Origin of the sequence: Specibacter sp. AOP5-B1-6, assembly GCF_052376555.1 — a bacterium.
Lineage (GTDB): Bacteria > Actinomycetota > Actinomycetes > Actinomycetales > Micrococcaceae > Specibacter.
Genome location: NZ_JBQSVT010000101.1, coordinates 1 through 1,515, shown reverse-complemented (window position 1 = coordinate 1,515; position 1,515 = coordinate 1). Strand labels below are relative to the sequence as shown.

General features: G+C 59.9%; 1 protein-coding gene. It reads left to right on the top strand.

Going from position 1 to position 1,515, the window contains the following annotated elements; translation table 11 throughout:
- The first annotated feature begins 137 nt into the window (after window positions 1–137).
- Window positions 138–1,430: an IS256 family transposase gene (locus ACT3TS_RS19620; protein ID WP_444533208.1), complete on the top strand. Its 1,293-nt coding sequence runs from the start codon at window positions 138–140 to the stop codon at window positions 1,428–1,430.
- Window positions 1,431–1,515 lie beyond the last annotated feature (85 nt).

Genomic DNA, 1,515 nt, shown 5'->3' with positions numbered 1-1,515 from the left:
AGCGTGTCAGATGGAGTGTGTAAGTGGCTTCGCCACCATCTGATTTGGAGATAATTGTGACCGTGATTGAAAACAAGGATTTTGCTGGGAAAGTGGATGCGTCGGCTGTGGCTGAGCGAATGGCCGCTGTGGGGAACATGGAAGCGTTGAAGGCCTCGGGTGCCTTTGATGAGTTGATGGGTCAGATCGATCGGGGCGAGATCGAGCTCGATGGCAAGGACGGGTTCATTCAGCACTTGATCCGGGCCGGGCTGGAACGAGGGTTGAAGACCGAACTGACCGAGCACCTCGGTTATGAGAAGCATGAGTACGCCGGCCGTGAGGTCGCGAACTCCCGTAACGGGACCTACCCCAAAACGGTGTCCACCAGTGCCGGGGATGTTGCTTTGGCTGTCCCGCGAGACCGTGCCGGGACCTTCGTCCCCCGGCTGGTGCCCAAGGGCTCCCGGCATACCGGGCAGCTGGCGGACATGATCGTGAGCCTCTACGCCGGGGGCATGACGGTGCGGGACATCGAGCACCACCTGGCGACCACCATTGGCACCGAGCTCTCCCGCGAGACGATCTCGAAGATCACCGATGAGATCCTCGACGAGGTCCTTGCCTGGCAGAACCGGCCGTTGGATCCGATCTATCCGATCATGTACTTGGATGCGATCGTGGTCAAGGTCCGTGACGGCGCCCATGTGAAAAACAAGTCCGCGCATATCGCCGTTGGCGTTGACATGGAGGGAATCAAGCATGTGCTGGGAATCTGGATTGCCCAGGCCGAGGGTGCGAAGTTTTGGGCTCAGGTCTGCTCAGAACTGGCAAACCGTGGTGTTCAGGACGTACTGATCGTGTGCTGCGATGGACTCACCGGCTTCCCCGAAGCTATCGAAGCTACCTGGCCCTACGCCACCGTGCAGACCTGCGTGGTGCACCTGATCCGCTCCTCCATGCGTTTCGTTTCCTACACGGACCGCAAGAAGGTCGCCGCCGAGCTGCGCCTCATCTACACGGCACCCAATGAGGAAGCCGCCCAGACGGCCCTGAAGGAGTTCACCAACGGTCCGTGGGGAACCAAGTATCCGGCAGCCGTGAAGACGTGGGAGAGCGCATGGGAGCGCTTCACCCCGTTCCTGGCGTTTCCGCCGGCCCTGCGCAAGGTCATCTACACGACAAACGCCATCGAATCGCTCAATTTCCAGCTCCGCAAGGTCACGAAGAACCGAGGGCACTTCCCCAACGACACCGCCGCAGTGAAACTACTCTGGCTGGCAATCTGCAACATCGAGGACAAACGCGCCCGTGAACGCACCAAGATCCTCAACGGCACCCGCGCCACCGGCGGACGCCTCCTGGAAGGAGCCAAAACCACCGGCTGGAACCAGGCCCTGCAATACCTCATGCTGACCTACCCAGAACGCCTCGAAGCCCACCTGAACTAGAACCCGACCCTCAGCCTGAAGGCCAAAAGCAGGATCGAGAAACATCATCTGGCAAGGCCACTTACACAATTAACTTGACAGGCTC